Origin of the sequence: Tepidibacter aestuarii (genome assembly GCF_934924865.1) — a bacterium.
In the GTDB taxonomy this organism is placed as follows: Bacteria; Bacillota; Clostridia; order Peptostreptococcales; family Peptostreptococcaceae; genus Tepidibacter_A; species Tepidibacter_A aestuarii.
On sequence record NZ_OW235315.1, the window covers coordinates 2,583,505 to 2,610,426 of the forward strand.

Annotated in this window: 22 protein-coding genes and 1 riboswitch; of the genes, 4 read left to right on the forward strand and 18 right to left on the reverse strand. The window is 29.5% G+C overall.

Annotated features, from left to right (window positions below):
• The first annotated feature begins 72 nt into the window (after positions 1-72).
• Together M2214_RS12775 and M2214_RS12780 are read left to right on the forward strand one after the other, a co-directional pair.
• Positions 73-1,080: an ABC transporter substrate-binding protein gene (locus M2214_RS12775; protein WP_248479152.1), complete on the forward strand. Its 1,008-nt coding sequence runs from the start codon at positions 73-75 to the stop codon at positions 1,078-1,080.
• Between the two features lie 205 nt (positions 1,081-1,285).
• A complete protein-coding gene (locus M2214_RS12780) occupies positions 1,286-2,977 on the forward strand; it encodes a SulP family inorganic anion transporter (protein WP_248479154.1) in 1,692 nt (563 codons plus the stop codon).
• A 52-nt stretch (positions 2,978-3,029) separates the two neighbouring features.
• Here M2214_RS12780 and gdhA read toward each other — a convergent pair whose 3' ends face one another.
• The 7 genes from gdhA to M2214_RS12815 form a co-directional block, all read right to left on the reverse strand.
• Entirely contained in the window at positions 3,030-4,367 is a 1,338-nt protein-coding gene (gdhA, locus tag M2214_RS12785; RefSeq protein ID WP_248479156.1) for an NADP-specific glutamate dehydrogenase, read from the reverse strand.
• Positions 4,368-4,571: 204 nt separating this feature from the next.
• The gene (gene phoU / locus M2214_RS12790; RefSeq protein WP_248479165.1) at positions 4,572-5,225 is read right to left on the reverse strand and encodes a phosphate signaling complex protein PhoU; all 654 of its coding nucleotides are present in this window, start codon (positions 5,223-5,225) and stop codon (positions 4,572-4,574) included.
• Positions 5,226-5,235: 10 nt separating this feature from the next.
• The gene (pstB, locus tag M2214_RS12795; RefSeq protein WP_248479167.1) at positions 5,236-5,991 is read right to left on the reverse strand and encodes a phosphate ABC transporter ATP-binding protein PstB; all 756 of its coding nucleotides are present in this window, start codon (positions 5,989-5,991) and stop codon (positions 5,236-5,238) included.
• A gap of 12 nt (positions 5,992-6,003) precedes the next feature.
• Entirely contained in the window at positions 6,004-6,915 is a 912-nt protein-coding gene (gene pstA / locus M2214_RS12800) for a phosphate ABC transporter permease PstA (RefSeq protein ID WP_248479169.1), read from the reverse strand.
• The gene (gene pstC / locus M2214_RS12805) at positions 6,915-7,790 is read right to left on the reverse strand and encodes a phosphate ABC transporter permease subunit PstC (RefSeq protein ID WP_248479171.1); all 876 of its coding nucleotides are present in this window, start codon (positions 7,788-7,790) and stop codon (positions 6,915-6,917) included. The genes pstA and pstC overlap by 1 nt, the downstream gene beginning before the upstream one ends.
• Positions 7,791-8,001: 211 nt before the next feature.
• The gene (locus M2214_RS12810; protein WP_248479172.1) at positions 8,002-9,804 is read right to left on the reverse strand and encodes a methyl-accepting chemotaxis protein; all 1,803 of its coding nucleotides are present in this window, start codon (positions 9,802-9,804) and stop codon (positions 8,002-8,004) included.
• A 122-nt stretch (positions 9,805-9,926) separates the two neighbouring features.
• The gene (locus M2214_RS12815; RefSeq protein ID WP_248479173.1) at positions 9,927-10,871 is read right to left on the reverse strand and encodes a PstS family phosphate ABC transporter substrate-binding protein; all 945 of its coding nucleotides are present in this window, start codon (positions 10,869-10,871) and stop codon (positions 9,927-9,929) included.
• A gap of 227 nt (positions 10,872-11,098) precedes the next feature.
• Between M2214_RS12815 and typA the strand changes: the two genes are divergently transcribed.
• Positions 11,099-12,916 carry a translational GTPase TypA gene (gene typA / locus M2214_RS12820; protein ID WP_248479174.1) on the forward strand — a complete coding sequence of 606 codons (1,818 nt, stop codon included), beginning with the start codon at positions 11,099-11,101 and terminating at the stop codon, positions 12,914-12,916.
• A gap of 51 nt (positions 12,917-12,967) precedes the next feature.
• Here typA and M2214_RS12825 read toward each other — a convergent pair whose 3' ends face one another.
• The 7 genes from M2214_RS12825 to M2214_RS12855 all read right to left on the reverse strand — a co-directional run bounded on the left by M2214_RS12825 (position 12,968) and on the right by M2214_RS12855 (position 21,089).
• Positions 12,968-14,242 carry a dicarboxylate/amino acid:cation symporter gene (locus M2214_RS12825; RefSeq protein ID WP_248479175.1) on the reverse strand — a complete coding sequence of 425 codons (1,275 nt, stop codon included), beginning with the start codon at positions 14,240-14,242 and terminating at the stop codon, positions 12,968-12,970.
• A gap of 114 nt (positions 14,243-14,356) precedes the next feature.
• Complete coding sequence (locus M2214_RS12830) at positions 14,357-15,193, reverse strand: response regulator (protein WP_248479176.1); 837 nt, start codon at positions 15,191-15,193, stop codon at positions 14,357-14,359.
• Positions 15,194-15,197: 4 nt separating this feature from the next.
• Positions 15,198-16,448 (reverse strand): sensor histidine kinase, encoded by a 1,251-nt coding sequence (locus tag M2214_RS12835; protein ID WP_248479178.1) that lies wholly within the window; start codon positions 16,446-16,448, stop codon positions 15,198-15,200.
• Positions 16,449-16,459: 11 nt separating this feature from the next.
• Positions 16,460-17,557 (reverse strand): HD-GYP domain-containing protein, encoded by a 1,098-nt coding sequence (locus M2214_RS12840; RefSeq protein WP_248479180.1) that lies wholly within the window; start codon positions 17,555-17,557, stop codon positions 16,460-16,462.
• 149 nt (positions 17,558-17,706) lie between these two features.
• Positions 17,707-19,491: an oligoendopeptidase F gene (gene pepF / locus M2214_RS12845; protein WP_248479182.1), complete on the reverse strand. Its 1,785-nt coding sequence runs from the start codon at positions 19,489-19,491 to the stop codon at positions 17,707-17,709.
• A 17-nt stretch (positions 19,492-19,508) separates the two neighbouring features.
• Entirely contained in the window at positions 19,509-20,348 is an 840-nt protein-coding gene (locus M2214_RS12850) for a DegV family protein (RefSeq protein WP_248479184.1), read from the reverse strand.
• Positions 20,349-20,432: 84 nt separating this feature from the next.
• Positions 20,433-21,089, reverse strand: coding sequence for an MgtC/SapB family protein (locus M2214_RS12855; protein WP_248479186.1), 657 nt, complete (start codon positions 21,087-21,089; stop codon positions 20,433-20,435).
• A gap of 192 nt (positions 21,090-21,281) precedes the next feature.
• Positions 21,282-21,465, reverse strand: a riboswitch (cobalamin riboswitch).
• Positions 21,466-21,747: 282 nt separating this feature from the next.
• On the opposite strand from M2214_RS12855, the gene M2214_RS12860 reads away from it, so the two are divergent.
• Positions 21,748-23,328, forward strand: coding sequence for a DUF342 domain-containing protein (locus M2214_RS12860; protein WP_248479195.1), 1,581 nt, complete (start codon positions 21,748-21,750; stop codon positions 23,326-23,328).
• A gap of 40 nt (positions 23,329-23,368) precedes the next feature.
• Here the strand turns inward: M2214_RS12860 and M2214_RS12865 are convergent, their stop codons facing one another.
• From M2214_RS12865 to M2214_RS12885, 4 genes are all read right to left on the reverse strand, one after another.
• Complete coding sequence (locus tag M2214_RS12865) at positions 23,369-24,202, reverse strand: mechanosensitive ion channel family protein (RefSeq protein WP_248479197.1); 834 nt, start codon at positions 24,200-24,202, stop codon at positions 23,369-23,371.
• A gap of 296 nt (positions 24,203-24,498) precedes the next feature.
• On the reverse strand, positions 24,499-24,660 hold the full coding sequence (locus tag M2214_RS12870) for an aspartyl-phosphate phosphatase Spo0E family protein (protein ID WP_248479199.1): 162 nt from the start codon (positions 24,658-24,660) through the stop codon (positions 24,499-24,501).
• A gap of 149 nt (positions 24,661-24,809) precedes the next feature.
• Positions 24,810-25,727, reverse strand: coding sequence for a Gx transporter family protein (locus tag M2214_RS18265; RefSeq protein ID WP_326521598.1), 918 nt, complete (start codon positions 25,725-25,727; stop codon positions 24,810-24,812).
• 139 nt (positions 25,728-25,866) lie between these two features.
• A complete protein-coding gene (locus tag M2214_RS12885; RefSeq protein WP_248479201.1) occupies positions 25,867-26,907 on the reverse strand; it encodes a PTS sugar transporter subunit IIC in 1,041 nt (346 codons plus the stop codon).
• Positions 26,908-26,922 lie beyond the last annotated feature (15 nt).

The window sequence follows — 26,922 nt, forward strand, 5'->3', positions numbered from 1 at the left end:
ATTTTGTAACCATTATTTTTATAGTGAATATATTAAAAATACAACCAATCTTATATTAAGGGGTGATATTTTATGAATATACGTAAAAATTTAGCACTAGTATTATCCTCGCTAATGATATTAATGCTAGTTACTGTAGGTTGTTCAAATAATAATTTAACCAAAATAACACTTGCTGAAGTTACTCATTCAACGTTTTATGCTCCTCAGTATGTAGCTCTTACAGAAGGATTTTTTGAAGAAGAAGGTCTGGATGTTTCTATAATAAACACAAAAGGCGCTGATAAAACTATGGCCGCTCTTCTTTCAAACGAAGCTGATATAGGTCTTATGGGTCCGGAGGCTTCTATTTATGTCTACAACCAAGGGAAAGAAGATTACGCAATAAACTTCGCTCAACTAACTCAAAGAGATGGTAGTTTTTTAATTGGTAGAGAAAAAGATGACAACTTTACGTTTGATAAATTAAAAGGAAAAAGCATATTAGGCGGAAGAAAAGGCGGAGTCCCAGAAATGACACTTGAATACGTTCTAAAAAAGAATAAATTAGACTTAGAAAAAGATGTTAATGTAAGAACAGATATACAATTTGGTGTAATGGCCGGAGCATTTACAAGCGGAACAGGAGATTACGTAACATTGTTTGAACCAGTAGCTTCTTCTTTAGAAAAAGAAGGTAAAGGATATATAGTAGCATCTATAGGTAAAGAATCTGGTTATCTTCCATATACATGCTATAGTGCAAAAAAATCTTATATGGAAAAGAATCCAGACATAATACAAAAATTCACAAATGCTATATATAAGAGTCAACAATGGGTAAAAACTCACTCTTCAGAGGAAATAGCTCGTTCTATATCATCTGAGTTTCCAGATACTGATATAGAAGATTTAACTGTAGTTGTTGAAAGATATAAATCCCAAGACACTTGGTCAGAAACCACTATTTTAAAAGAAGATAGTTTAAATCACTTAATGGATATAATAGATTTAGCTGGTGAACTTGATAAAAGAGCTCCGTACGATAAGATAGTAACTACTGACTTTTCTCAAAATGCTATAGATAATTTAGATAAATAAGTTAAGTTTCTCAAAACAGTCTATGAAAATAGAATTAATATTTTCATAGACTGTTTTATTTTATCTTTTTTATAATTTCAATTTTCAATCAATTCTTGATTTACTTTTTATCTATAATTATCATAGACATATCCTTGTCTTAGGTGTATGATTATATGTTGTATATAATATATGACAATATTTCAACGTCAAAGGGATGGTGTTTATGTTAGTTCCAAAACTATTTACTTGTTTCAAATCATACAACAAGGAACAATTCATGAAAGATCTTATATCAGGATTAATAGTAGCAATTATAGCTCTACCGCTTTCAATAGCTTTAGCTATTGCATCTGGCGTATCACCAGAAAAAGGTCTTTATACTGCAATTATAGCAGGGTTTTTAATTTCTTTACTGGGAGGAAGTAAAGTTCAAATCGGAGGTCCAACAGGAGCTTTCGTTGTAATCGTATACGGTATTATACAAAAGCATGGAATAGAAGGACTAACTATTGCTACGTTTATGGCAGGGTTCTTTCTTATTCTAATGGGTATTTTTAAGTGTGGTAATATGATAAAGTACATACCTTATCCTATAACAACAGGCTTTACAAGCGGTATAGCTGTAACTATTTTTTCAACACAGATAAAGGATTTTTTAGGTCTTAATATCGATGTTCCATCAGAGTTTATGCATAAATGGATAGTATATTTCCAAAATTTAAGTTCTTTTAATATCCAAAGCTTGTTAATAGGCGTATTGTCTATTCTCTTGATAGTAGGCTTGCCTAAAATAAATAAAAAAGTTCCACCTACACTTATAGCTATAATAGCTTCTACATTTGTGACAATGTATTTTAATTTGAATATAGATACAATAGGAAGTAAGTTTAGTAATATATCTTCTACTCTTCCTAGTATTCATATTCCAACATTTGATATAAATATGATAATAACTCTTATTCCATCAGCTATAACAATAGCTATACTTGCAGGCATAGAATCTTTATTATCAGCAGTAGTAGCAGATGGAATGATTGGAGGAAATCATCGTTCTAATATGGAGTTAGTAGCACAAGGAATAGCTAATATAGGTTCTGCATTATTCGGTGGAATTCCAGCAACAGGTGCCATTGCAAGAACTGCAGCTAATATAAAAAATGGCGGTAGAACACCAATATCAGGTATAGTTCATTCAATTACTTTAATATTATTCATGATAATTTTAATGCCTTATATAAAGCTAATTCCAATGGCATCACTTTCAGCTGTTCTAATAGTTGTTTCGTATAACATGGGAGAATGGGATGCTTTCAAAAGAATACATAAGTTTCCAAAGAGTGATTCTTTAGTGTTTTTAACAGTATTTTTATTAACTGTATTTTTCGATCTTGTAATAGCTATATGTGTTGGAATTGTACTTTCTTCTTTCTTATTTATGAAGAGAATGGCAGATGTTACGGATATCAAACCAGTATCTTATACTTATGAACAAGTAGATGACAGTGAATTCGAATATAAGGTTCAAATTCCTAAAGATATTTACATATATGAGATCAATGGAGCATTCTTCTTCGGTGCTACAGATAAGTTTATAAAAACTATGAAAAATATGAATAATCTTCCTAAGGTATTAATATTAAAAATGAGTAACGTATACGCAATGGATGCCACTGCATACAATGCTCTAGAATCAACTCAAGATTTATGTGATGAAAACGGAATAAAACTTTTAATACTAGATATTCAGTATCAACCACTTAAAGTATTAAAAAAATGCGGATTTATATCTAATACAAATCAGGATATTCTATTTAAAGACTTTGATAGTGTATTTAATGAAGCTTTAAATATAGTAAATGGTTTTTACGATAAACAAAAGGATATACCTCAAATACCAAAACCACATACAGCATAGCTATTTAAATAAAAAAATACTGGAGAAATATCTCCAGTATTTTTTATATGTATTAAACTATACCTTGAGCCATCATAGCATCAGCAACTTTTAAGAAACCAGCTATATTAGCTCCAGCCACATAATTTCCTTCCATTCCATATTCTTTAGCAGCGTCTTTAGATGCTTTGAATATGTTTACCATTATACCGTGAAGCTTACTATCAACTTCTTCAAATGTCCAGTGAAGTCTCATACTATTTTGAGACATTTCAAGAGCCGAAGTTGCAACTCCACCAGCGTTAGCAGCCTTAGCTGGAGCAACTAATACTTTCTTATCTAAGAATAGGTTAACAGCTTCATTTGTACAAGGCATATTAGCTCCTTCTCCCATAGCTATTACTCCATTATCAATTAATTGCTGAGCTTCTTTAACATCTATATCATTCTGAGTTGCACAAGGAAGAGCTACATCACATTTAATAGTCCAAATACCTTTTTGTCCATCATGATATTCAGCTTCTGGATGATCCTTTACATACTCACTAATTCTCTTTCTTTCAACTTCTTTTATTCTCTTAACTGTATCAAGTTTTATTCCATCTTTATCATATACATATCCTGTAGAGTCACACATACCAACTACTTTAGCTCCTAAAGATTGAGCCTTTTCACAAGCGTATATAGCAACATTTCCAGAACCAGAAATTACTACTGTTTTACCTTCAAAGCTTTGTCCATGCTCTTTTAACATTTCTTGTGTAAAGTAAACAAGACCAAATCCTGTAGCTTGTGTTCTTGCAAGCGATCCACCATATGTAAGTCCTTTACCAGTAAGAACTCCACCTTCATAAGCATTCTTTACTCTCTTATATTGTCCAAATAAGTATCCTATTTCTCTTCCTCCAACACCTATATCTCCAGCTGGAACATCTAAATCATGTCCTATATGTCTGTATAACTCAGTCATAAAGCTTTGACAGAATCTCATTATTTCATTATCAGATTTTCCCTTAGGATTGAAATCTGATCCACCTTTTCCTCCTCCTATCGGAAGTCCAGTTAATGAGTTTTTAAGTATTTGTTCAAATCCTAAGAACTTTATAATTCCAAGGTAAACAGATGGATGGAATCTTAATCCCCCCTTGTAAGGTCCTATCGCACTGTTAAATTGTACTCTGAAACCTCTGTTAACTTGAGTCTTTCCATTATCATCTAACCAAGGTACTCTAAACATAATTTGTCTTTCTGGTTCTACGAATCTTTCTAAAAGACCAGCTTCTACAAACTCAGGGTGTTTTTCTATAACAGGCTCTAAAGAATGTAAAACTTCTTCTACTGCTTGGTGGAATTCTACTTCACCAGGATTTCTTTTTTTAACTTGTTCTAAAATACTTTCCATAACTGACATATAAATATACCCCCAAATCAAATTTTTAATTTTTATTTTTTTAATACCTTTTAATACCCCTTTGTCTTTAATTATACAACTTGTAAAATAATTTTCAACCTAAAAAATGCATATTTTAACAAACTTGTTTATATTCAGAATCTTCAAACTCTTAATCTTTTAAAAAGGTGTCGATACAACACTAACTGTATCAACACCTTTATTTTAATTTATTTCTACTCTTTCTCCTTTAGATATATATATAACCATCTCACAGACATTAGTTAAATGGTCTCCAATTCTTTCTAAAAATCTTCCTATAAACAATAATCTAGTCGCTTGTTGTGTGTATTTTTTATTAGAATGTATCATATCTAAAATATCATTATACATATTTATATATATTTCATCTACCAACTTATCTTTTTTACCTGTACTTAATGCTATATCTGCATCTTCTAACTCAAGGCTCATCTTTATATCTTTAATCATATCGAGTATAATATCTCTCATTTTTGGTATGTCTATAAGAGGCTTTATAAAATCTTCATCACCTATTGCTATTGCTTCTCTAGCTATATTTACACAAAAGTCTCCAACTCTTTCAAGGTCTGTTATCATATGAGTAACAGAAAATATAAATCTTAGGTCCCTTGCCATAGGTTGTTGAAGCGCTATAAGATTTATAGCTTTTTCCTCTATTTCATACATGCAATTATCTATTTCATCATCTAATTTAGCTATAGATCTGGCTTTATCTATATCTTTATACAAAAGAGCTTGCATAGATGTTTTAATTAAATTTTCTACTTTATCTATCATAAATAATACATCTTTTTTTAAATCTTTTATATCGTCATTAAAACTCTCTCTAACCATATTATACCTCCTACCCAAATCTTCCAGTTATATAATCCTCTGTTTTCTTGTACTGAGGATTAGTAAATATCTTATTAGTTTCTCCAAATTCAACAAGTTCACCCATTAAGAAAAATGCTGTATTATCAGATATTCTAGCAGCTTGTTGCATAGAGTGAGTAACGATAACTATAGTGTAGTCCTTTTTTAATTCTTGTATAAGATCTTCTACCTTAGATGTTGCTATAGGATCTAGTGCAGATGTTGGCTCATCCATTAAAATAACTTCCGGTTCCATAGCTATAGCTCTTGCTATACATAATCTTTGCTGTTGTCCTCCAGATAGTCCGTATGCAGACTTATCTAATCTATCTTTAACTTCATCCCACAAAGCTGCACCACGAAGACTTTTTTCAACAACTTGATCTAACTTCTTTTTATCTCTAATACCTTGTTTTCTAAGTCCATATACTATATTTTCATATATAGATTTTGGAAAAGGATTAGGTTTTTGAAATACCATTCCGACTCTTTTTCTTAAATCCTCTACCTCAGTAGCATTTGAATATATATATTCTCCATCTAATAAAATCTCTCCGCTTAACTTTGTTCCTTCTATTAAATCATTCATCCTATTTAATGTTCTTAAGAATGTAGATTTACCGCATCCTGATGGACCTATAAAAGCAGTTACTTTCTTCTCTTCTATATCTATATTTATATTTTTTAAAGCTTTGAAGCTTCCATAGTAAAAATCTAAATCACTTACTTTCATTTTAACTGCCATTTTATTTCCCTCCTACTGTTTTATCCTATCCTGGTATTTATTTCTCAGAAGTATTGCTACTATATTTATTAATACTAACACTATAAGTAAAACTAATATCCCTGCAGACGCAACATTTTGAAATTCTGCTTGAGGCTTTGATGCCCAGTTATATATTTGAAGAGGTAGAGTTGTAAATTCATCAAATATTCCCTTTGGAGAAAACCAAATTCCAGCTGCTCCTCCAACAACTACAAGTGGTGCTGCCTCTCCTATAGATCTTGATACAGCAAGTATTGTTCCTGTTAATATACCAGGCATAGCATAAGGAATAATAGCTCCTGTTATTGTGTCCCATTTAGTAGCACCTAATGCATATGATGCTTCCTTTAACTCTTTAGGTACTGTTTTTAAAGCTTCTTGAGATGAAACTATTATTATAGGAAGTATTAGTAGAGCCATGGTTAAAGCTGCAGATAAAATACTTCTTCCAAATCCAAAAGTTCTAACAAATAAAGAAAGTCCTAATATTCCATATACAATAGATGGAACTCCTGCTAAGTTACTTATGTTGACTTGTATTATATTTGTAAATTTATTTTTAGGTGCATATTCCTCTAGATATATTGCCGTTCCAAGCCCTAATGGAAACGCAATTAATAAAGTTAATATATTTACCCATAAAGATCCAAGTATAGATGCCCTTATTCCTGATTTGCTAGCAATCCTAGATGTATAGTTTAAAAAGAAATCAATATTCACATGAGAAATTCCCGTTTTGAAAACATTCGAAAAAAGTGCAATCAGAATTATTATGCTAAATGATATACATCCTAATAATATAAAATGAAACAATTTATTCATTAATTTTCTCTTTTTCAAGTTCATATTATAATCAAATTTTTTATTTATAAATTCTTTATTTTTTAAATTAATTGTCTCCATTAATATTCCTCCCTAAGTTTATTAGAAGCATATTTAGATAACATGTTCATGCCCAATGTCATAACAAATAAAAGCATAGCAACCGCATATAAAGTCTGAGCTTCTATTGTACCTTTCGCTATATCCCCTTGACTTACCTGAACTATAAATCCTGTCATAGTTTGAATACTTTCAAGAGGATTTAAAGTAAGCCTCGGAGTTGATCCCGCTGCAAGTGCTACTATCATAGTTTCTCCTACAGCTCTTGATATGGCTAATATAAAAGATGATATTATTCCTGATATAGATGCAGGAATTACCACTCCAAATACAACTTCTAATTTTGTAAGCCCTAGTGCATAAGCACCTTCTCTTAAGCTTTTAGGTACTGCCTGCATAGAATCTTCACTTAAAGATAATACCATTGGTATAGTCATTATACCTACAGCTATAGCTGCACTAAGAGCATTGTAAATATTTGTTTGCGGTATTAAATTTTTAAGTATAGGTGTAATAATATTAAGCGCAAAAAAGCCATAAACTATAGAAGGTATTCCTGCTAATACTTCTAATATAGGTTTAATTACTTTTCTAACTGTTTTATTTGAGTATTCACTAAGATATATAGCGCTCAACAACCCTATAGGGATTGAAATTACAGATGAAAAAAGTACTATTAAAAATGTTCCACTAACTAACGGTAGTATCCCAAAGTGCTGAGGTTTTAAAAGTGGAGTCCACTGCTTTCCAGTGAAAAATTCCATAGCCGATACATTAGTAAAAAACAATGTACTTTCTTTAAACAAAATAAATAGTATACTAATAGTTATACATATAGATATCATTCCAAATCCAAATAAAATATATTTTATTATTTTTTCATTTAGTTTTTTCATATTCAATCCTCCTATATTCTAAATAATAAAGAACCAAAATAAAGAACTAAATCCTTTAGCTCTTTATTATTATTGATGACATATTTAGAATACTATTTATTTGTTACGTAAATGTTAAGTGGATATTATCTATTTGTTAACTTCGTTAACTTTGTGTAAACTTACTTATTTAAAGCTTTTTTCATTGTTAAATTTATTAATTTTGTGCAAACTAATTAGTTTTAAACTTTTCAACTAAATCATTAAGATGTGAAGACATATTAATAATTTCAGAGGAAGAATTAGATAATTCCTCAAATATTTTAGATTGATTTTCAATGTTATCTCCTATATTTATCATTTCTTTTCCAGTCCATCTTATACTATCTATAATAGATGTAGTAGAACTTGAAATTTCTTCAGTACTAACTGCTTGCTCGTTAGCTACACTAGATATTTCTTCGATTTTATACGATACTCCAACTATTGAATTTATTATTTCTAATATGCTATTTTTTACTTCTTCAGCTCTACCTACACTTTCATTAACCTTTCCATCTACGTTAGATGTTTGAACTACTACTTTATGTATTTCACTTTTAAATTCTTTTATTATCTCAGATATGCTTTGAGCAGAGTTATTGGTTTCATCAGCAAGCTTTCTAATTTCATTAGCTACTACATCAAATCCTCTTCCACCTTCTCCTGCTCTAGCTGCTTCAATAGATGCATTTAATGCAAGCAGATTTGTTTGCCTTGAGATATTACTTATAACTTGTACTATTTTAACAATCTTTTCAGATGATAAGTTTAATTTTTCTAATACATCTACTAAATTATTTGTAAGTAACTTTATATCATTTACTGAATATACTATTTCTTTTATATTAGTTTCTCCCTTTTTAGTTTCTATTTTTAAACCTTCATATATTTGATGTACATCTCCAATAGAAACAGCTGTAGATTGTGCATTTTCAGATATACTATCTATAGAATTTTCTATTTGATTAATAAAATTTATATTTTCTTCTGATTTAGAACTTATACTACTTGAAACAGCATATATTTGCTGCATAGATGCATTAGATATATCAATAGATGTTGCTATTTCGTTATTAAAAGAAGATAGTTTTTGTGCAGAAATTTTTATATCAGAAATCAAATTATTTAGATTGTCTAAAAAATTATTAAATTCATTGCTCAACTGACCTATCTCATCCTTTGTATGTATACTAAGTCTTTTAGTTAAATCTCCTTCTCCATTTGCCATTTCTTTAAGTTGAGATTTAATCCTAATTATCGGATTCGTTATTTTTTTAGAAATAAACCCTATAGTTACTATTGATATAGCTAATAAAAAACATGCTATTAATAAATTATAGTAAATAACAGAATTTATTTTTTCTGCAATAAGTGTTTTATCAACACCCATATAAAGCATACCTATTACATTTCCGTCCTTATCATTCAACGGTTTATATAAAATCTCATAATTTTTACCCTCTATAGTTGACTCTTCTATGTAAACTCCATCTTTTTTTAAAACTTTATCTACTACTTTTTTAGGTGCTTTTACTCCAATATTTCTTGATCCTTTTACCCTAACAGTAGTAGATACGATTGTATCATTTTTAAAGATAGATACTATATTTCCAGTTTTATCAGATAAAATATCTACCAAAGTATAATTCCCTTCAATTTGTATATCTCCCTTATGTAAAGTTCCATTCTGTATATTCCAATTACCCGGTATTATAAATCCCATAAGATCTTCAGTTGTTTGCAAATTTGATTCAAGTTTTTCTTCTATTAAATAAGAACTTATATCTTTTAAACTTGATATCGAAAAAGATGTACACCCTACAACTATAAGTAGTAATACAGGCAATATGCTTAATGTTATTTTAAACCTCAATGTATCAAATTTTATATTTTTAAAATCAATTTCTTTTATTTTATTTAACTTAATTTTTTTTAATATGCTTATCTTTTTATCTTTGTTTTTTAATATCTTTTTCTTTATCTTAAACTTCATAATCTTTCCCCTCCCCATATTCCACCTCACTATAAGCATAAGTTAATTCAAAAAAAAAAAAAAAACAAACACTTATTAACCGGCTTTCTCGTTTAAGTGTTTGTTTTTTTATTAATCTATTATTATTCTATTTGAGAAAGTTGATTATCATACTCAGATTGTGGTAATTTTACGTATCCAACCTCAGGAACTAATTCTTTTCCTTCTGTTAAGTAATAAGTTATGAATTCTTTAACTTCTTCTCTTTGTAAAGCTTCTTTGCTAATATATAAGAATAATGGTCTTGATAAAGGAGAGTAACTTCCTTTCTCTACAGTTTCAGCAGTAGGTGCTACTGGTCCATTTCCAGAATCTATCGGAACTACTTTTAACTTATCTTTGTTTTCTGTATAATATGCATATCCAAAGAATCCTATTGAATACTTATCTCCTGCTATACCATTCACAAGCACGTTATCATCTTCACTTGCAGTGTAATCTACTCTTATAGCTCCACCTTCACCATTTACTTCTTCTGTAAAGTAGTCAAATGTTCCAGAATCACTTCCAGGTCCATAAAGCTTTACAGGTTCAGCCGGCCACTCAGGTCTTACATCTTTCCATGTCTTTACAGCACTGTTAGGTTCCCATATTTTCTTTAATTCTTCTAAAGTTAAGTAATCTACAAAGTCATTGTCTTTATTAACAACAACAGATAATCCATCATATGCAACTTTAAGTTCTAAGTAATCAATTCCGGCCTCTTTAGCCTTATTCACTTCTTTATCCTTTATAGGTCTTGATGCATCATTTATGTCTGTTTCTTTAACTAAGAACTTTTCGAAACCTCCACCTGTTCCAGAAAAATTAACAGTAACCTTTACTCCTTGATTCATCTTCTGAAATTCTTCTGCTACAGCTTCACTTATAGGATATACTGTACTTGATCCATCTATAGCTATAGATCCACTTAGCCCTGTTTCAGTCTCTTGAGTCTGTCCTCCACAACCTGTCAACATTCCGATTGACAACGCTCCTATTACACCCAGTGATAATAGCTTTTTCATTTTAGTTTTAATGATTCCCATAAAACATTCTCCTTTCAAATTTCAGAACTTATTTTTTCTTTTACGATTTATTTTTTCCACATACCTAGAATACTATTCATTTGTTATGTCAATGTTAAATAGATGTTATGGATCGGTTAAGTGTGTTAATAATATGTAAATACTAGTATTCCAAAAACTTTATTTGCTTATTCTTAAGTTTAAGTGTACAATATAAGAATGCGATTTTTAAAGAAAGGGAGTTTAATATGTCGAAAAAACAAGATATTGTAAATATAGCAGTTATTGCCCACGTTGATGCCGGAAAGTCTACATTAGTAGATGCATTTTTAAGTCAAAGTGGTGTTTTTAGAGAAAATCAAGAAGTTGTTGATTGTGTAATGGATAGTAATGATTTAGAGCGTGAAAGAGGTATAACTATATACTCTAAAAACTGCTCTATTCAATACAACGGAGTAAAAATAAATATAGTGGATACACCTGGTCACTCGGATTTTTCATCTGAGGTTGAAAGAGTTATAAAAACTGTTGATACAGTTATACTACTTGTAGATTCAAGTGAAGGTCCTATGCCTCAAACTAGATTCGTTCTTCAAAAATCTTTAGAACTTGGAATTAGACCTATCTTATTTATAAATAAAATAGATAAGAAAGATCAAAGGGCTGAAGAAGTTGTCGATATGGTATTTGATTTATTTGTTGACTTAAATGCTAATGATGAGCAATTAGAATTCCCAATCATATACGGTATTGCAAAAGATGGTATTGCAAAGAGAGAACTAGATGATGACAGTACTGATTTATCTCCTTTATTCGAGACCATACTAGATCATGTAGATGTATACCCTGATTACGATAACGAGTCTCTTCAAATGCAAGTATCAGCTCTTGGTTATGATGATTATATAGGAAGACTTGGTATAGGAAGAATTTATAAAGGTACTTTAAAAGAAGGTCAAACAGTTGCTATATCAAAAAGAGATGGTTCTGTTGCTAAAGGTAAAATAGCTAAAATGTTCGTATACGAAGGATTAAATCAAGTTTCTAAGAAAGAAGCAAAAAGTGGAGATATAGTAGTTATATCTGGTATATCTGATATATCTATAGGAGAAACTCTTTGTAATGAAGATAATATATTACCTATGGAAATGATAAACATAGAAGAGCCTACACTTTCTATGAACTTCTACGTTAACGATTCTCCATTCGTTGGACAAAGTGGTAAATTCTTAACTACTAGACATTTAAAGGATAGGTTAGAAAAAGAACTTGAGGTTAATGTTGGACTAAAAGTTGATTCACTAGATACTACTGATGGATACAAAGTATCTGGTAGAGGAGAGCTTCACTTATCTATACTTATAGAAAGTATGAGAAGAGAAGGATATGAGCTTGCCGTTTCAAAACCTGAGGTTTTAATGCATAAAGAAGATGGCGTTTTAGTTGAGCCAGTTGAAAGAGTTATTTTAAATGTTCCTGATGAATATTCTGGACCAGTAATTTCTAAGCTTAACTTAAGAAAAGGTCTTATGGAAGGTATGTCTTCTGAAAACAACTACACAAAACTTGAATATATAGTTCCTACAAGAGGCCTTATAGGCTATAGAAGTGAATTTATAAATGATACTAGAGGAGAAGGTACTATAGTTCGTTCATTCGAAAGATTTGAAGAGTACAAAGGCGAAATACCTCAAAGATTAAACGGAGTTTTAATATCTCAATCTAAAGGTGTTGCTATGGCTTATTCTCTATTCAATTTAAGTGATAGAGCAACAATGTTCATAAATCCTACTACAGAGGTTTATGAGGGTATGATTATAGGTATGAACTCTAGAAAAGAAGATATGACAGTTAACCCTTGCAAGAACAAGAAATTAACTAATACAAGATCTTCTGGATCTGATGATGCAGTTAAGTTATCTCCACCTAGAACATTCACTCTAGAAGAAGCTTTAGAATTCATAGCTGATGATGAGCTTGTAGAAATCACTCCAGATGCTATAAGACTTAGAAAGAAAGTATTAAACGAAAACGATAGATTAAAATACAATAAAAACAGAAAATAATAAAAAAATAAAGGGCATATGCCCTTTATTTTTTTATTATTTTCTATTTTTTTAGCTTAAAACTTCATTTCCTACCTTTTTATCATAGTACATTTCTTCATCAAATTCGCCTTCAGTTTTAGCTACAACTATTGTACATACTGAATCTCCAGTTATATTTACAACAGTTCTAGACATATCTAATACTCTATCTATACCTATTATAAGAGCTATACCTTCAACAGGAAGACCTACTGATTGTAAAACCATAGATAGTGTAATCATTCCAACTCCAGGTACACCAGCCGTTCCAACAGATGCAAGTGTAGCCGTAGCTATTATAGTTAAAAGAGCTTGTAAACTTAAATCAATACCATATACTTGAGATATGAATATACAAGCAACTCCTTGCATTATAGCAGTTCCATCCATGTTTATAGTAGCTCCAAGAGGAAGTGTAAACGATGCAACATTTTTAGATACCCCCATGTTCTCAACAGCTTCTATAGTTACAGGAAGTGTTGCATTACTTGATGAAGTTGAGAAAGCAACTCCAGCTACTGGTAAAAACTTTTTAAAGAATACTACAGGGTTTAATCTACCTACAAATGTAAGTACTCCCATATAAGTACATGTTGCGTGTATAAGTAATGCTAATATAACTGCTAACATGTATTTTCCTAGATTTGCCATGGCAGATAGGCCAACACTTGCAAATGTATTAGCTATAAGTGCAAATACTCCAATAGGTGCAAACTCCATAACAACCATAACCATTTTCATTACTATTTCATTTAAAGATTCAAATATATCAATTACAGGTTGTGCTTTTTCTCCAACTAAAGCCATACTTATTCCCATTAATAAAGAGAAAACTATTATAGGAAGCATCTCTCCATTTGCCATTGAATCTATAGGATTCGTAGGAACCATAGCTATAATAACATCAACAAGTGATTTTGACTGTCCAATAGTAGGTTCTTGCTTTATTATATTAGACATATCAAGTCCAATCCCAGGATTCATAAATTTACCTATTAATAAAGCTACACTTATAGCAAGAGCAGTAGTCATCATATAGAAAACAAGAGTTTTAACCCCCACTCTTCCTAATTTTTTAACATCTCCAATTGCAGATGCTCCACAAATCAAAGATACAAATACAAGTGGTACTACAAGCATTTTTATCGCATTTATAAATACCTTACCAAGCAATCTGAATATTCCGTCTATTAACACTACATCTTTAACATAACCTGATGGCATAGAATTTAGTATCAGTCCCATGATTAGTCCTAGACCTAAAGCTATAAATATTTTCATTGTTAAACTAAGCTTTTTTTTCATACTATTCCCCTCCTAATTTTTATCTTATAATATCATGATACGAGGGGAATACAAAAAAATACTGAAACATTCAAAATAATACTTTTCATTTTTCAGTCAAATGCAATATAGCTATTATTCAATTTCATTTTGTATCAATAGTCCTTCGATAAACTTTTTGACACTTATCTTTCCACAGGCCTTGCTTTTCCCCCTTATATAGTCCATCTGAGCTTTTACATCTTCAAAATTAAATACCAAATTTGAATATGTCGAAAAATCATCGTTCATATAATCTTCAATTCCCAAACTAGCTATATTATTTAAAGCCTTATTTATAGCTCTTCTAATTCTTTGTTCCATAGTTTTAGGGTTATTGCTAAGTTTTCTGCATATCTCATTAACCTTGTAATTTAAATGTTTATCGCCTTTTGCTATAAGATATTCACATATGTTTATTATATCTTTACTTCCTATTTCTCCTATTATTCCTAATTTTGAAAGAGAATATTTAATTTTTGCAATTTCCGACTTTTTACTTGCAACCACATCATTGGATTCTAAATTTCGAAACATTCCCTTTATACTATTTAAAGTTGCATTCATTTCGACCTTTTCTTTTACATTATTTATAACATTTTCAACCTCTATTATATTTATAGGTTTATTTATAAAGAATTCAATCCCCTGACTATACGCTTTTGCTATCATATCCTTAGACGATACCTGGGATATCATAACAAACTTAATGTCAGGCTTAATATTCTTAACAGCTTTTACAACTTCTATACCATTTTTACACGGCATCAATAAATCAACCATAACTATATTTGGTTTTTTAACTAGTATTTCTTTTATACACTCTTCTCCACTCAAAGAATATCCTATAACTTCTCCCAAATTTTTATACTCTATTATATTTTCTAAAACCTTCACAACACTTATATCATCATCAACTATATAAAATTTCATCCAATCACCCTTCTAATTTTTCTTTAGGTATTATTATCTCAAATGTAGTGCCTACACCATACTCAGATTCAACAGATATACAACCACTAAAATGGACCTCCACCATTTCTTTCACAATAGTAAGCCCTATTCCTCTATTAATATCCCCCGTATCCATATTAAACTTCGTAGAAAAACCAGGATTAAATATATAATCTTTATCAGAATCTTTTATACCATTTCCATTATCAGACACCGAAAAAATAAATTTTTCACCCTCACAGAAATAATCAACATCGACAACACCTTTTTTACTATCTATAGATTCTATGGAATTATTTATCAAATTCCTAAGTATAGATATTAAAATATAATGATCCTTAACTTTTATATCCCGCGCAGTCTTAAAATTAACTTTTATACTAGAACCTATTGAATCTATATACTTAATAGTACTATCTTCAAGTATATTAAATATATACACAAGACTCATTTCTTTGTGCTTCGCTTTTATATGAGTAACCTCTTCTATCCCTTTTATAACCCTTATATAATCTTTTTTAATTTCATGTATATCCTTAGTTATCGAAAGTGATATAGACTTTATATCATCATCTATTTCTGAGACATCTAGTTTTTCATATAATTCAAAAGAATTACTCATAATTCCTTCTATATTATTCATATTCTTATTCATAAAATATATCTCTGTTTTTAAGCTAGATATTAAAAACAATAGTTTTCTATACCTTTCATCATGCTCTTCTTTTTCTATTAAAATATTATATTCCTTTATTATATTTACAAATATCAGAGTAATAGAGCTCCTAACTAGACACACCATAATCAAAATTTTTATATTATCTATATCAAAATCTTCATTATATCTAAACACGGTTTCAACCAAATTACCAACAAGCTCACTTATACAAAGAGATGTAAACAAAAGATATATATTCTTTTGATTTCTAATATTCAACAAACTAAATACCATTCCAAAACTCAAATAAAAGAATATCACAGGATAGTTGATTCCAAACGAATAATAAAAACTACTTCCACCAAACCACAGTATAATAACCCTCAACAAAAACACTACATTTGCTGTTACAATACTAGTTATTATTATATCTACATTCTTAAAGAATATAAAAATAATAGATAAAAATATTATTCCAGCAGATACCCTAAAATCATCATTGAATATGTTTATGTATATTTGAGACACAAAAGCTACAATCAAGCTTATAAGTATATTTTTTTTAAATTCTTTCACCTTTAATCTCCTTAATCAGAAAATATATTCTCTAATTCTTTCTCTATAAACAAAGTCTTTTCCTCTATTAAATCTATAAACATATTCTTATGAGTAACATTTTTTCCATTCTTATCTACAAGCAGTTTGATAACAGGTCTATCTAGCATGTGTTTATTTTGATTATACACAATACCCTTATATCCTCGAGATAATTTGACTATAGATCCTTCCTTAAACTTTACTATTCTAGATAAAAATAATCTAACTATATCAAAGTCAAAATCATTGTGACCCAAACTATATATATACTCAGAAGCTTTATATATAGGCATCTTTTTTCTATATACTCTATCAGTTGTCAAAGCATCAAATACATCTGCTACAGAGCATATCCTAGCCATTCCATATATACTGTCTCCCCCCAGCTGATTTGGATACCCTTTTCCATTCCACTTTTCATGATGTTGTAAAATAATTTGTTTACTCAAAGCAGATATTTCACTTCTATAATTATCGCTTACATATCTATATCCGACTTCAGGATGTTTTTCAATTTCAACCCTTTCCTCAGGTGTTAGCTTTCCCGGTTTATTTAAAATTTCAGGATCTATAAAGACTTTTCCAATATCATGCAACAAAGCTCCTAAAGCTAATTTATGGAGTTTTATTTTATCGTACTGCATAAGAATACCGGTATAAAGGCATGATACCATAACATTCAAACTATGCTCATACAAGTAGTCATCAGACATTCTGATTTCATTTATACTATATGATACATCCCTTTTAGATGTTATTATATCTAACAATTCAGAAATAGTGTTATTTATAATATTCATATTTAGTCCTATATTTTTACCTTTTGTAGTCATATTAAACTGATCTTTTATAACCTCTTTTACTTCTCTATACTTTTCTGTGGATATTGTATCATTAGGTTCTATCCCCTCTGATATTTCATCACTTACATGAATATACTGTATATTTTTTGAATCCAGTTGCTTAATATAATTATGATTTAATTTAACATTATCTTGAAGTAGCACTGTTCCATTCGAATATATAGGTTTAGCTACATAATATTCATATTTTTCAACATCTATATAATTAATATTTACAAGTCTCATCATATCACCCCACGCCACATTTTTTTCTGCATATATTATATGTTTCTTTCTATATATTATCAAAGTATATTTTTGACTTCAATGAGGATATAGTCTTTATTTGATAAAAAGAAGAGAAATCTATCGATTTCTCTTCTTTTAATTAAAACTTATTTAGATTTTTCAAGCTCATCTACTAGTTCTTTAAAAGTATCAAGAGCTGTTTGTATAGCTTTTTCATCTTCCATATCAACACCAGCTTTTTTAAGTTGATTAAGAGGATAGTCAGATCCTCCACTCTTTAAAAATTCTAAATATCTATCTAACGCTCCAGAACCTCCACTTAATATATTATGACTAAGAGTTGCAGCAGCAGAGAATCCCGTTGCATACTTATATACATAAAAATTAGAATAAAAATGAGGTACTCTAGCCCATTCCATACCAATCTGCTCATCAACGCATACATCTTTTCCATAGTACTTAACATTTAAATCATAGTATATATTACAAAATTCTTCATTAGTCAAAGCTTCTTGATTTTCAGATTTTTCATGTATTATTTTCTCAAATTCAGCAAACATAGTTTGTCTATATACAGTAGTTCTAAACTGCTCCAAATAATAATTTAGTATATATAATCTTTCATCATCACTTTTACTGTTTTTTAACATATAATCCATAAGTAGTTGTTCATTTAAAGTGGATGCAACTTCAGCTACAAATATCTTGTAATGCGAATATAGATAAGGTTGGTTTTTTCTTGAATAATAACTATGCATAGAATGTCCAAGTTCGTGAGCTAATGTAAATAAAGAATTTAAATCATCTTTATAATTAAGAAGTATAAACGGATGAGAATCATAACTTCCCCAAGAATAAGCTCCTCCTTTTTTACCTTCATTTTCATAAACATCTATCCATCTTTCATCAAAAGCCTTTTGTACTAATTTTAGATATTCATCTCCTAATGGCTTTAATGCTTTAAGTATTATTTCTTTAGCTTCTTCATAAGGTATTTTTATATCTAATTTTTCAACTAAAGGTGTATACATATCATACATATGTATTTCATCTAAACCTAAAAATTGTTTTTTTAGTTTTAAATACTTATGCATAGTATCTAAGTTTTTTTCTATAACACCTATCAAATTATCATATACACTTAATTTTATATCATCCTCAAATAAAGATGATTGTATAGCAGAATCATAATTTCTTGCCTTCGCATAAAAGATTTCCCTTTTAATACTTCCTTCTAATGTAGCTGCAAACGTGTTTTTATACTTTTCATAAGTATTATACATATTTTCAAAAGCATTTTTTCTAACTTCTCTATTTTTACTTTGTAAAAACTTCGAAAAATTCCCATGTGTAAGTCTAACCTTATCACCTTCTTCATCTTCTATCTCAGGAAACTTAATATCTGCAAAAGATAACATATCAAATGCATTCTCCGCAACATTTGCAATATCAGAGCTCATAGCCAAAATTTCTTCTTCTTTTGGAGATAATGTATACGGTTTTTTTCTTAAAATTTGATCTATAAGCTTTTTATACGGCTTTAACTTATCATTATTTAAGTACTCATTTATCTTATTTTCATCTATACTTATTATTTCAGGAATCATAAATGATGTAACAGTTCCTATTTGAGTGGATAACATATCTGACTTTCCAGATAAAGACTGTTGTTTTGTATCTCTTGTATCTTCATGTTGTTTCATATGTGCATATACATACGTATTTTCAGCTAATCTAGATATTTGCTCGTACAAATTTAAAGTTTGATATAGATTGTCTTCAGATTCACCTAAAATACCTTTATATTTTTTTATATCTTCTAAAAGATTTTTGATCTTTTCAAAATCTTTATTTAATTCATCTTCATTTTTATATATGCTTTCTAAATCCCACTTAAATTCACCTTTAATTTCATTTCTATTCATTGACATATCTTCCTCCTTATTTATTAAAAACTAATTAATAAAGCTCCTTCAGATGAATAAGAACCTATAGTTGCTCCTATTTCAGATATTATTATTTCCTTAAAGTTATATTTATTATTAACCATTTCTTTGAATTTTAAAGCTTTATCTAGCGCATTCGAGTGACATATTGCCAATATTTTTTCGGAAGCATTAACTCCTTCATTTTCTATAAAATCGATCAATTTATTTAAACTCTTCTTATCTCCTCTAGCTTTACTATATATTTTCACAAGTCCATCTTCAACTTTTACAGTTATTTTTAAATTTAAAACTTGAACTATTTTTTCTTTAAAAGAGCTTATTCTACCGGCCTTAGCTGCATTTTCTATTGTATTAAGTACAACGTAAGTTGAAATATTTTTTACATCTTTATTAATCTTATCTACTATATAATCTATACTTTTTCCTTTTTCAATCATCTTAATAGCAGCCAAAACTAATAATCCAACTCCCATAGATCCATTTTTAGAATCTATTATCTCTATTCTTTTATTACCGACTTCTTCTAAGTACATATTTTTACCTATTAAAGCATTATTATACGTACTAGATAATCCAGAGGATAAAGATATTACAATAATATTATCCTCCTCACAATGAAACTCTTTTACAAAACGATCTGGAGCTGGACTAGATGTTTTAGGAAGATTAGTACTATTTTTCATTTTTTCATAAAATTCTTTTTTAGTTATATCCACCCCGTCCAAATAAGAATCTTCGTCAAATAAAATATTCAATGGTATAACAGATATATTATACTTTTTCATTATATATTCAGGCAAATCACACGAACTATCAGTTATTAACTTTATATTGTTCAAAACACAACACATCCTTATACATTTATTTAGATAGTAGAATTGATTTAATTGTATCTTTTGTGAATTTTAGTAATTAAATATTCTCTATTCATGTCTAATTTTCACGACATCATCCAAGTCTAAAATACTTTTTACAACGTCTTTAAATTCTATCTTACTATTATAAACTACGACCATTTTCATATCCCAATTCTTATATTCATCAGGAGATATATCTATATTTTTTATAAAAATCTTATTACCTTCTACTATTTCTATAACCTTTGATGTTATATTTGAAATATTTTTTGTATTAATATACAACGTAGTAGTTTTACTAAGCAATATTCTCTTATTTATAAACTTTAAAGTATATAATGTCATAATAAGCAAAAAACAAGATACAAACGCTAAATAATAATATCCAAATCCAATAGCCGTTCCTATACAAGCAGTCACCCAGACACCAGCCGCAGTAGTAAGTCCTCTTATACTATCAGACGTTTTAAGTATCGCTCCGGCCCCTAAAAAACCAATTCCTGATAGCACTTGCGCCGGCATCCTAGCAGGATCCAAATTTACATATTGTATATATTCTTTAAACAACATCAATGACGTAACAGCAACAACACAAGAACCTATAGAAACCAATATATGCGTTCTAAATCCTGCCCATTGATGAGATTTTTCTCTTTCAAGACCAACTACTCCCCCTATAAAAAGAGCAAATAACAACCTAAATGTCATTTCTTTATGAGTCATTAAATCACCTCTTTTTTATTATATTTTTTTATTATATTATAAATCAAATTTTTATATACCAAAAAAAACAGGCCTCTTACAGGCCTGGGGCGAAAAAAAATATTTAGGGAAAGAAAAATATATAAAAAACCTGCCTAAGCGACGTACTAGGACAGGAATAATTTCTTTTTTTCCTGACCCTTCCCTCCGAAGGCTGAAAACTCTATACAGGTAGGTCTCCTGACTTATGATTCATCTTACTCCCTATCCTTCCCGCAAAATAACTCGCAGTGGTTTTATAGGTTTCATCATCAATTACAGTAGCGGGGGCTGCGACGGATTCTAACCGTTCTTCCCTGTTATCCTAAAACTAAGGACCTGCATATTCTATTAAGTTTTCTTATTATTATAATATCACACAATTTCTTTCTTTACAATATATGTAAGAAATATTTTTTTCTATTTTTATTACTTTCTAAAAATGTTATATTTAATATATAAAAAATTCTTCTCTGAAGAACCTTAAGTTTAAATTTTTTTGAAACCATAACAGAATTTATATTTATCCACAATTTAAAAAGGGATATAATCTCCTATTAGTTATAATAAAATTTTTACTAAATATTCAAGTTTCATTACCCGATATATTGTATATGCCCAAATAAATACGAGGTGATTTATGTACATAATACAAAATGAATATTTTGATATTTTCGAAGATAAAGAAAAACTTTATATAAAGACAAAAAAACAAGGGTTTGATATTTCAAAGTTTTCAGATATATCAATCTCACATCCACGAATAAGTATAAAGTATTTTTTAAACCTCAAAAATGCTTTAGAAAACATTACAGACGAAAATGTAGAAATAGGTATATTAAAACCCAAAGTGGAGTTGAGTATATCATCAGATAATACCGAAGTACACTTCAAGTTGAATTTATCAACAGATGAGCTTAAAAATAATAAGCAACAAATAATTCAATCTATATTATCAGAGTTAGAATCAAACAATATAGTGCACGGAATAATCTATACTATACTCGATGAAAATATACAAACACAAGAAAACATATTAATAGCTAAAGCAACACCAGCTAAAAATGGGCAAGATGCTACAATAAAATATTTAGATTTACCAGATAAAAAACCAAATGTACGAGAAGATGGTTCAACTAATCATTATGAAATGAATCTTATATATGAAGTAAATAAAAACGATTACTTAGGAGAAAAAACACCCCCAACTCAAGGTGTTGATGGTTTAAATGTAAAAGGTGATATAATACCATCAAAACCAGGAAACGATAAAAGGCTAAGTTTCGATAGAAAAACAGTTGGAGAGTTTGAAGAAGGTAACAAAATAATATTAAGAGCGTTGACAAACGGTGCACTTTCTCACAACAATGGAAAAGTATCTATTCTAAAACATCTAATTATAGACGGAGACGTTGGCTATGAAACAGGTAATATTTTTTTCGATGGATCAGTTACTGTTAAAGGGACTGTTTGTGATGACTTTAAAGTAATAGCAACAGAAGATATTTCAATAGACAGCATAATGGGAATAGGATCTGCAGAAAAGATAGTATCAACAAATGGAGATATATATATAAAGGGTGGCGTTTGCGGAAGAGGAAAAACTTTGATTCATTCTAAAAAAAGTGTTTTCGTTAAATACGCTAATGCATGTACCATAATAGCCGAGGATACTATAAATATAGGATTTTATTCCCTCGATAGTATTCTTGAATCTAAAAGCATTCTTCTGAATCCCGAAAAAGGTAGGATAATAGGAGGAAAAATTAACGCATATGCAAAAGTCGTAACAAGCGCAATTGGAAACAATTCCGAAAGAAAGACAATAATAAATGTCAAAGGCTTTGATAGAAAAAAAGTAAAAAAAGAATTAGATGAGATCTTAATAAAATATAAAGATTGCTTATTAGAACTAGAACAAAACAAAAAAGAGCTAGAAGTTTTAGAAAAATCAATTGAAGACCCTGCTAAATTGTTAAAATATCACGAATATGAATACTACACTAACATCCACGAAAGACTTACGAAAGAACTCTCAGAACTAGAACAAAAACGAAAACATCTTTCTGACTATTTACAATCAAAGGGCGAAGGGGAGATATCTATATCAAAAAATGCATATCCTCAAACTTTCTTAGAAATAAAAAATCTTCAAAAAATAATAACTAAAGAAACTTCAGGAACTTTTTATGCACAAGATAATAACCTTCATTCAGAGTAAAAAAATTCAGATGGAGCAATCTCCATCTGAATTAAATTATTTATATATAGCTCTCATATTCATCTGCATCAATATTAACCCTCTTAGGATAAGCTATTTTAATCCCCTTCTCTCTGAATTTAACCAAAATCATTAACCTTGCATTTTTGGCTATAGAAAAGTACTTAAAAGGAGCTACAACACCTGTAATAGTGTACTTAGCACCTACACTACTAGATTCTATATCAGTTACCCCATATACAGAAAACGGTCTGGATGGTTCTTTCATCATATTCTTAATTAAAAACTCTTTGTATTTTTCATTTAACATTTCACACACTTCATCTAAAGTTTGCATTACAAAATCAGGATCACATTCATATGAAACTCTAACATGAACTATTACTCTCATTTTTTTTCTACTATAATTCATAATAGATTTTATCTCACCATTTGGAAGACTTATTCTTCTTAAGTTCCAATCTCTTATGCTAGTACTTCTAAGACCTATTTCTTCTACAGTTCCTCTAAAGTGTTCATTTATATAAACATAATCTCCTACCTTCATCTGTTTTTCGAATAATATAAAAAAACCATTTAGTACATCCTTTATAAGACTTTGAGATGCAAATCCAGCTATAACACCAAATATACCCGCTCCAGTCAGTATAGTAGATTGATTCAAATCAATTATACCAAACTCTTTTAATATTAATACACACGCCGTAAAAAAGGACACATAGTAAGATATAGATACTATTATACTTTTAAATGTATTTTCTCTTTGAATATCAAATTTAGTTATATCAAATACTTTTTTAGTTATGTACTTTATAGTTCTCACAAATAAAAAACTAAATACTATTATCAATATAGAATTTATAAACCTAGCCATACTATTCTCCTTAATCTTATATCTATTGATTAATATTTAGATTATCCCCATATATAATGATCTATATACTTTTCCTAAAAATAAAAAAGTCTTCCTTTGAAGATTTTAAATGTAAACTCTTTTAAAATTCGTATATTTTCTACTCACTAACTCATGTCATCAACAATCTCTTATGGCCTCCGTTGATCAAAACTAGTTGAAAGCATAGATATTTAATCTATGTTATTCACAAATTTGAAACTTTATAATTTCCCATTAAACATAAAAAGAAGCGACATTCGTCGCTTCTTTTTTATTTAAAACTTCTTTAATTTTAAATATTCATTTATACATGTATCTATCTTATGACTTGTACTTTGTATCTCTTCTTTAAAAATATCTGGATATTCGATATACCTATTTATCTCTTCCCTTAATTCTTCTATATCTCTCTTTAATTCCTCTAATTTTTTTTCCATTTTAATCTCACCACTTATTCCAGAATATTTAAACCCCTTATGCTATGATTTTATCAAAGAAGTAGAATATATGTCAATATAGAACATAATAATTATTCATTTTTTAGAATATTTTAAAATATAATGTATTATTTAGTAATTATATATAATTAATAAGATATATTGTCTATTTGTGGATCTTCACCCAAAATTTTAACATACATCTTATGAGGAAGACAAGCTATTATCTGTCCTTTTTTATTTATAAAGCCAGTTTTAACACAAACCTCATCATAACAATTAGCTTCTATAATTTCAACCCCTCCATCATGAATACGAACATAATTAAAACCTTCCTCAGTCTCAATTTTTATAGTTTTTTCATAATTCTTATCATCTATAATAATATCTTCATATACTTTATTGTCAACAACCACTTGAACTCTCTTATATCCCGTATCATCATTATTAATATTACTAAAATACAACACCCCTACGCTTAAAAGCAAAGTTGACAATACTATTATATAGTCTCTTCTTTGAAGCTTTGTTATTGTATAATCTCTATTATTAATATTCATAGCTTTATATATATTTTTATTTTTAACAAGATACCTACATACAACGCCAATAAATAAACCAGTAGGAATAGATGTCAATAGAAGTATAGGTAAATATATAAATATACCTATATTATGTATTATTATAGAGGCCATTATTAATTGGCCTATATTATGAAACATTGCCCCTATCACACTTATTCCTACTAAACTAGATTCTTTTTTGCTAAGCCTAACAAATATCCCCATAGATATCAAGCTTAAAATCCCACCTGCTATACTGTATAAAAAGGCAGAAAAACCTCCCCCAAATATAGACGATATTATTATTCTCGCAGTCAATATTACAAAAGTATCTTTAAATCCTAAGAAAATCAAAGATATTAAAGTAATTATATTAGAAAGCCCAAGTTTTGCACCAGGAGCTATAAATACAAGAGGATTTGCTATGTAGGACTCTATTATATACATAACTAAGCTTTGAGATACTAGTATAGACATAAACACCATTTTTTTAGTTTTATTCATAAATCCCTCCTATTTATAATGAAATTCCCTCAATCAAAATGAAGTTTTTCAATATTAGATTTAGTCATACACTATTATACTTTAAAAAAACAAAAAAAGACAATGCTAGTTAGCATCGTCTTTTAATTTCCACTTTATTTTATGCAGCTTTTTTTTCTGTATTAATTTCTCCTCTTATTTCTGCAACAGTTCTTATCTTGTAGTTCTTAAATATTATAGAACCAACAAAACCAGCTAACGCTCCAGCAAGTGCACAAAACGCAGCAGCTATAGTAACAGTCTTAGGATCATTAAATCCATACATTACCATAAGACCAGCTATCGGAGTTGCGGTTCCTGGTGCATTATTTATTAATCCAAATGCAGAAACTATCATACCAGCAAGTCCTCCACCTATGAAATTTGTTACATAAACTGGTATAGGATTTGCAGATATTATATCAGCTTGAGTTAATGGTTCTATAGCAACTGATATAGTTGTACTTCTATCTCCAAACTTCATCCTATCGAAGAATACAAAGTTCATAAAAGATGATCCCATAACAGATAAGGCTCCTATAGCCATTGGAAGGCCTGTAAGTCCAAGCATGGCAGTTAAAGCCATTGAACTAAGTGGCGCTGTTGCAACTATAGTTATAACTCCTCCTAATATGAATCCCATAGTCATAGGGTTTCCATTAGCAGCTGTAGTTATTATACCACCTATATTAAGCAATGTAGAAGTTACTATAGGATCAGCAGCAGTAGCTATCAGCCTAGCAATAGGTGCTACAAAAGCAACACAAACTATTAAATCTAATCCAGCTGGTACCTTTTTCTCTATCTTTGGAACTATAAATGAAAGTATATAACCCGCTACAAATCCAGGTAATATACCCATACCTGCAACAGAACATCCTATTAATACTGCGTAAACAGGGCTAACACCTAAAGCTAACGGTACTAAAATACCAGCTGCAGCTCCGCCCATTCCACCAGCAGCCAAACCAGTGTCTTTTAACAATTGAATATGTAACATATCTCCACCAACATAACTTTGAAAAGCCTCTACTAAAAAACTAGCTACTGCAGCATCTGCTAATGCTCCCATCGCTTTCATTCCCTTTGGCATTTTCAAACTAAACAAAGTAAAAAGTGATAAACAAAATAATAACAACATTGTACCTTTAATCAATTCCATTAATTTACCTCCTAA

Excerpts from the sequence above, each read along its gene's own strand:
- M2214_RS12780 (WP_248479154.1), top strand. The coding sequence starts at position 1,286 with ATGTTAGTTCCAAAACTATTTACTTGTTTCAAATCATACAACAAGGAA.
- M2214_RS12825 (WP_248479175.1), bottom strand. The coding sequence starts at position 14,242 with ATGAAAAAAAAGCTTAGTTTAACAATGAAAATATTTATAGCTTTAGGT.
- M2214_RS12775 (WP_248479152.1), top strand. The coding sequence starts at position 73 with ATGAATATACGTAAAAATTTAGCACTAGTATTATCCTCGCTAATGATA.
- M2214_RS12885 (WP_248479201.1), bottom strand. The coding sequence starts at position 26,907 with ATGGAATTGATTAAAGGTACAATGTTGTTATTATTTTGTTTATCACTT.
- phoU (WP_248479165.1), bottom strand. The coding sequence starts at position 5,225 with ATGGTTAGAGAGAGTTTTAATGACGATATAAAAGATTTAAAAAAAGAT.
- M2214_RS18265 (WP_326521598.1), bottom strand. The coding sequence starts at position 25,727 with ATGAATAAAACTAAAAAAATGGTGTTTATGTCTATACTAGTATCTCAA.
- M2214_RS12815 (WP_248479173.1), bottom strand. The coding sequence starts at position 10,871 with ATGGGAATCATTAAAACTAAAATGAAAAAGCTATTATCACTGGGTGTA.
- pstA (WP_248479169.1), bottom strand. The coding sequence starts at position 6,915 with ATGGAGACAATTAATTTAAAAAATAAAGAATTTATAAATAAAAAATTT.
- pstC (WP_248479171.1), bottom strand. The coding sequence starts at position 7,790 with ATGAAAAAACTAAATGAAAAAATAATAAAATATATTTTATTTGGATTT.
- pepF (WP_248479182.1), bottom strand. The coding sequence starts at position 19,491 with ATGTCAATGAATAGAAATGAAATTAAAGGTGAATTTAAGTGGGATTTA.
- typA (WP_248479174.1), top strand. The coding sequence starts at position 11,099 with ATGTCGAAAAAACAAGATATTGTAAATATAGCAGTTATTGCCCACGTT.
- M2214_RS12855 (WP_248479186.1), bottom strand. The coding sequence starts at position 21,089 with ATGACTCATAAAGAAATGACATTTAGGTTGTTATTTGCTCTTTTTATA.
- M2214_RS12860 (WP_248479195.1), top strand. The coding sequence starts at position 21,748 with ATGTACATAATACAAAATGAATATTTTGATATTTTCGAAGATAAAGAA.
- pstB (WP_248479167.1), bottom strand. The coding sequence starts at position 5,991 with ATGGCAGTTAAAATGAAAGTAAGTGATTTAGATTTTTACTATGGAAGC.
- M2214_RS12870 (WP_248479199.1), bottom strand. The coding sequence starts at position 24,660 with ATGGAAAAAAAATTAGAGGAATTAAAGAGAGATATAGAAGAATTAAGG.
- gdhA (WP_248479156.1), bottom strand. The coding sequence starts at position 4,367 with ATGTCAGTTATGGAAAGTATTTTAGAACAAGTTAAAAAAAGAAATCCT.
- M2214_RS12865 (WP_248479197.1), bottom strand. The coding sequence starts at position 24,202 with ATGGCTAGGTTTATAAATTCTATATTGATAATAGTATTTAGTTTTTTA.
- M2214_RS12810 (WP_248479172.1), bottom strand. The coding sequence starts at position 9,804 with ATGAAGTTTAAGATAAAGAAAAAGATATTAAAAAACAAAGATAAAAAG.
- M2214_RS12830 (WP_248479176.1), bottom strand. The coding sequence starts at position 15,193 with ATGAAATTTTATATAGTTGATGATGATATAAGTGTTGTGAAGGTTTTA.
- M2214_RS12840 (WP_248479180.1), bottom strand. The coding sequence starts at position 17,557 with ATGAGACTTGTAAATATTAATTATATAGATGTTGAAAAATATGAATAT.